The 5103-nt window shown below is 72.1% G+C and carries 4 protein-coding genes; all 4 read left to right on the top strand.

Going from position 1 to position 5103, the window contains the following annotated elements; all coding sequences use genetic code 11:
- The first annotated feature begins 33 nt into the window (after window positions 1-33).
- The gene (locus EF918_RS32170) at window positions 34-1542 is read left to right on the top strand and encodes a sugar ABC transporter ATP-binding protein (protein WP_125652444.1); all 1509 of its coding nucleotides are present in this window, start codon (window positions 34-36) and stop codon (window positions 1540-1542) included.
- Window positions 1539-2648, top strand: coding sequence for an ABC transporter permease (locus EF918_RS32175; RefSeq protein WP_125652442.1), 1110 nt, complete (start codon window positions 1539-1541; stop codon window positions 2646-2648). The genes EF918_RS32170 and EF918_RS32175 overlap by 4 nt, the downstream gene beginning before the upstream one ends.
- Window positions 2645-3652 (top strand): galactofuranose ABC transporter, permease protein YjfF, encoded by a 1008-nt coding sequence (gene yjfF / locus EF918_RS32180; protein WP_185922018.1) that lies wholly within the window; start codon window positions 2645-2647, stop codon window positions 3650-3652. The genes EF918_RS32175 and yjfF overlap by 4 nt, the downstream gene beginning before the upstream one ends.
- Before the next feature lie 117 nt (window positions 3653-3769).
- Complete coding sequence (locus tag EF918_RS32185) at window positions 3770-4816, top strand: LacI family DNA-binding transcriptional regulator (RefSeq protein ID WP_125652443.1); 1047 nt, start codon at window positions 3770-3772, stop codon at window positions 4814-4816.
- The last annotated feature ends 287 nt before the right edge of the window (window positions 4817-5103 follow it).

Here is a 5103-nt window from a genome sequence, read left to right on the forward strand (position 1 = left end):
CCCCGCACACCGACCCCCACCGACCGGCCGGTCCTGGAGGCCCGCGGCATCCGCAAGGCCTTCCCCGGTGTCGTCGCCCTCGACGGCGTGGACCTGCGCCTCTTCCCCGGCGAGGTGCACGCGCTGATGGGCGAGAACGGCGCCGGCAAGTCGACCCTCATCAAGGTGCTCACCGGCGTCCACGCACCCGATGCGGGGACCGTCTCCGTCGACGGCAGCCCCCGGCGGTTCACCGCACCACTGGAAGCACAGCACGCCGGAATCAGCACGGTCTACCAGGAGGTGAACCTGTGTCCCAACCTCTCGGTCGCCGAGAACGTCCTCATCGGCCGTGAGCCCCGGCGCCTGGGACTGATCCACTGGTCGGCCCTCCATGCACGCGCGGCCCGCCTCGTCACCGAACTGGAACTCGACCTCGACGTCCGCCTGCCGCTGCACACGCAGTCCCTCGCCGTCCAGCAACTCGTGGCGATCGTCAGGGCCGTGGACATCGAGGCCAAGGTCCTCGTCCTCGACGAGCCCACCTCCAGCCTCGACCGGGACGAGGTCGCCCAGCTGTTCGCCCTGGTGCGCCGGCTGCGCGACCGGGGCGTCGCGATCCTCTTCGTCACCCACTTCCTCGACCAGGTCTTCGACCTGTGCGACCGGGTGACCGTCCTGCGCAACGGCCGCCTCGAAGGCGAGCACCGGATCGAGGAACTGACCCCCGTCACCCTGGTCCACCGCATGGTCGGCGGCGAACTCCGCACGCTCGACGCCCTCGCGAAGACCTCCCGCACCGGCGCCGCCGCCCCCGCTCCTGCGCGAACCCCCTTCCTCAGCGCCCGCGGGCTCGCCCGGTCAGGTGCCGTCCAGCCCTACGACCTCGACGTCCACCGGGGCGAGGTCGTCGGCCTGGCCGGACTGCTCGGATCCGGACGGACCGAGGCGGCCAGGCTGCTCTTCGGGGCCGACCACGCCGACGCCGGAGAGCTCCGGATCGACGGCGAACCTACTCACCTGCGGTCCCCCCGGGCCGCGATCGCCCGCAGGATCGCCTTCTGTTCGGAGAACCGCAAGGAAGAGGGCCTGATCGCCGAGCTCACCGTCCGCGAGAACATCGTGCTCGCCCTCCAGGCCGCCCGTGGCTGGACCAAGCCCCTCTCGCGCGCCCGCCAGGACGAGATCGCCGCCCGGTGGACCGAGGTCCTCGACATCCGTCCGGCCGACCCGGAGGTCCAGGTCCGCAATCTCAGCGGCGGCAACCAGCAGAAGGTCCTGCTCGCCCGGTGGCTCCTCACCGACCCCGAGCTGCTGATCCTGGACGAACCCACCCGGGGCATCGACATCGGCGCCAAGGCGGAGATCCAGAAGCTGGTCACCCGCCTGGCGGCGGAAGGCACCGCGGTCGTCTTCATCTCCGCCGAGATCGAGGAAGTGCTGCGGCTGAGCCACCGCGTGGGGGTCCTGCGCGACCACCGACTCGTCGCCACCCTCCTCAACGACCCGGCCCTGACGCCCGATCGGATCCTGGGCACCATCGCCACCGGAGCCGTCTCATGACACCGTCCGACGACACGACCACCGGCGGACGTCCGGCCCCGGCGCCCGTCGCCCGGCAGCTCGCCGGTCACCGCCTCTTCCAGCCCGCCGCCTTCCTGGCCGCCCTGCTGCTCGGGAATGTCGCGTTCACCCCCGACTTCCTCGCCGTCCGCGTCCGCAACGGACACCTGTACGGCAGCCTGATCGACATCCTCCAGTTCGGCGCCCCGCTGATCCTGGTGGCGCTCGGCATGACGCTGGTCATCGCCACCCGGGGCATCGACCTCTCGGTCGGCTCCACGGTCGCCATCGCCGGCGCCCTCGCCTGCGAGCACCTCGCCGGCGCGAAGGACCCCGGAAGCCTGCCCACCGTCATGTCGGCGGTCGCGGTGGCGGTCGGCGTGGCCGCCGTCATCGGGCTGCTGAACGGCTTCCTCGTCGCCCGGCTGGGCGTCCAGCCCATCGTCGCCACGCTCGTGCTCATGGTCGCCGGGCGCGGCGTGGCCCAGCTGATCACCGACGGCCAGATCGTCACCGTGTCCAGCAGCACCTACAAGATGATCGGCGGCGGCTACTGGCTCACCCTCCCCTTCGCCGTCCTGCTGGCCGCGGCCGTCGTCGCCGTCACCTTCCTCGCCGTCCGGCGGACCGCGCTCGGCATGCTCATCGAGTCGGTGGGCGGCAATCCGGTCGCGAGCCGGCTCGTGGGCGTCAGGGCGGCCGGCCTCCTGGTCACGGTCTACGTCGTCAGCGCCGTGTGCGCGGCGGTGGCCGGTCTGATGATCAGCTCCAACGTGTCCAGCGCCGACGGCAACAACGCGGGCCTGTGGATCGAGCTGGACGCGATCCTCGCCGTGGTCATCGGCGGCACCGCCCTCACCGGCGGCCGTTTCTCCCTCGGCGGGACGGTCCTGGGCGCGCTGGTCATCCAGACCCTCTCGACCACGATCTACACCCTCGGCGTACCGCCGGAGACCACCCTCGTCTTCAAGGCCCTGGTCGTCATCGTCGGGTGTCTCGTCCAGTCGCCCGCGTTCCGCGCGCGACTCCCCCGCCGTCGCCGCCCCGCCGCCCCGGCCCCCGGGGTCGGCGACGCAGGAGTACGCCAGCAGGAGGTCCATCCGTGAGCACCACCTTCAGCTCCCTCGGCAGGCCGCTCCACCGGTTCTCGGTGCGGCATGCCGCCCGTCTGCCGCTCATGGTCACGGGCGCCCTGCTCATCGCCATGTTCTCCCTCGGTTCCGTGCGCTACGAGGGCTTCTTCTCCGGGCAGGTGCTGCTCAACGTCCTGATCGACAACGGCTTCCTGCTCGTCGTGGCGATCGGCACGACGTTCGTCGTCCTCACCGGCGGGATCGACCTCTCGGTCGGCTCCACGGTGGCCCTGTCGACCATGCTGACGGCCTGGCTCGTCGAACGGAACGGCGTGCCGCTCGCCCTGGTGGTGCCGCTGGTCCTGCTGGTGGGAGCAGGAGGCGGGGCACTGATGGGCTGGGTCATCCACACCTTCGAGATCCAGCCCTTCGTCGTCACCCTCGCGGGCATGTTCCTCGCCCGCGGCCTCTGCTACACGATCAGCACCGAGTCGATCTCCCTCACCGACCCGACGACCACGCGGATCGCCCAGACGCGGGTGCTCCTGCCGGGGGGACTGTTCGTCTCACCCGCCGTGGTCGTCGCCCTGGTCGTGCTGGCGCTCGCCTTCGTCGTCCTCCACCACACCCGCTTCGGCCGCACGGTGTACGCCCTCGGCGGCAGCGAGTCCTCGGCCCGTCTCATGGGGCTGCCCGTGGGACGCACCAAGATTGCGGTGTACGCCGTGAGCGGCCTGTGCTCCGCCCTGGGCGGTCTGCTGCTGACCTTCTACATGCTGTCCGGCTACGCCCTGCACGCCGTCGGCATGGAACTCGACGCCATAGCGGCCGTGGTCATCGGGGGGACGCTGCTGACCGGGGGCTCCGGTTTCGTCCTCGGCACCGCCCTGGGTGTGACGGTCCTCGGCCTGATCCAGACCGTCATCAGCTTCCAGGGCACGCTCAGCTCGTGGTGGACGCGCATCGTCATCGGCGGCCTGCTGTTCGTCTTCGTCCTCCTCCAACGGCTCTTCGGCGGATCCCGCCCGTCGCCCTAGCAGGACGGTTCCTCCCCCGCACCCGGCATTGTTAACGTTCACAATGGCGTGCCGCGAAAGGCGCTAAGGTTCTCTCGCACCGATGTGCAGCCGTGATCAGGGAGAAGGGAGGCGAACGTGGCGCATCCCGCGGAAGACGTCCGCCCGCCGACGATGGCCGACGTCGCGCGCGAGGCGGGGGTCTCCCACCAGACCGTCTCCCGGGTGCTGAGCGGCCACCCCAACGTCCGCGCGGCCACCCGGGAGCAGGTCACCCGGGCCATCGAGCACCTGGGCTACCGCCGCAACTCCGCCGCGCGCGCCCTGGTGACGCGCCGGACGAGGACGCTGGGGGTCATCGCCGTCAACACCGCCCTGTACGGCCCTGCGAGCACCCTGACCGGCCTGCAGGAGGCGGCCCGGGAGCAGGGCTACCTCGTCTCCACCGTCAGCCTGCGCACCGGCGAGGGGCAAGGCCTCAAGGGCGCCGTCGACCACCTCGCGTCCTGGGGCGTGGAAGGGGTGGTCGCCATCACCCCGCAACGCTCGCACGTGCAGGCGCTCGCCGAACTGGACGCGCCCTTCCCCGTGGTCACCGTGGAGGGCGGTCACCGGCTCGACCTGCCCGGCGTCTCCCTCGACCAGGAGCTCGGGGCCCGCATGGTCACCGAACACCTGCTCGCCGCCGGGCACCGCACCGTGTGGCACGTGGCGGGTCCCGAGGACTGGCTGGAGAGCGAGGCCCGCACCACCGGATGGCGCGCGGTCCTGGAGGAGAACGGCATCAAACCTCCGCGCGTACTGACGGGGGACTGGAGCCCGCTGTCCGGGTACCGGGCGGGACAGGAACTCGCCGGGCTCGCCCTGGCCCGTCGGGGGGCGGCCCCGGTCACCGCCGTCTTCGTCGCCAACGACCAGATGGCCCTCGGTGTCCTACGGGCGCTGCGCGAGGCGGGGATCCGCACGCCCGGCCAGGTGGCCGTGGCCGGTTTCGACGACATCCCCGAAGCCGAGTACTTCCCGCCACCGCTGACCACGGTCCGCCAGGACTTCGCGGCCATCGGCCGCCGAAGCATAGGACTCCTCGTCGACCACATCGAGGGACGCGCCCGAAGGGCCGAGCACCTCCTGGTGGAACCACAGCTCATCATGCGCGCGAGCACCCGCCCTTCGGACGAACCCTGACCCCCACGGCGCCCCTCCGCCCCACCTCGCGCCGACCGCCTCCCGCTTCGCGCCGCCCGCCGGCGCGCCGCCCACCACGTGCCGGCCGCCTCCCGCAGGCGCGCTGCCCACCTCGTGCCGACCGCCCTCGCGCCGGCATACCGCCCGCCTCGCGCCACCCGCCTCCCGCGTGCCGTTCGGCGGCCGTCGGCGAGCGACCGCCGAACCTCCGGTCGGCGCCTGTGCCGGCACCGACGTCCCGCCCCCTGTTGCGGTGGCGGGCGGCGGCCGGCACCGCAACAGGGGGC

Source organism: Streptomyces sp. WAC06614, from assembly GCF_003949795.1.
Classification (GTDB): Bacteria; Actinomycetota; Actinomycetes; order Streptomycetales; family Streptomycetaceae; genus Streptomyces.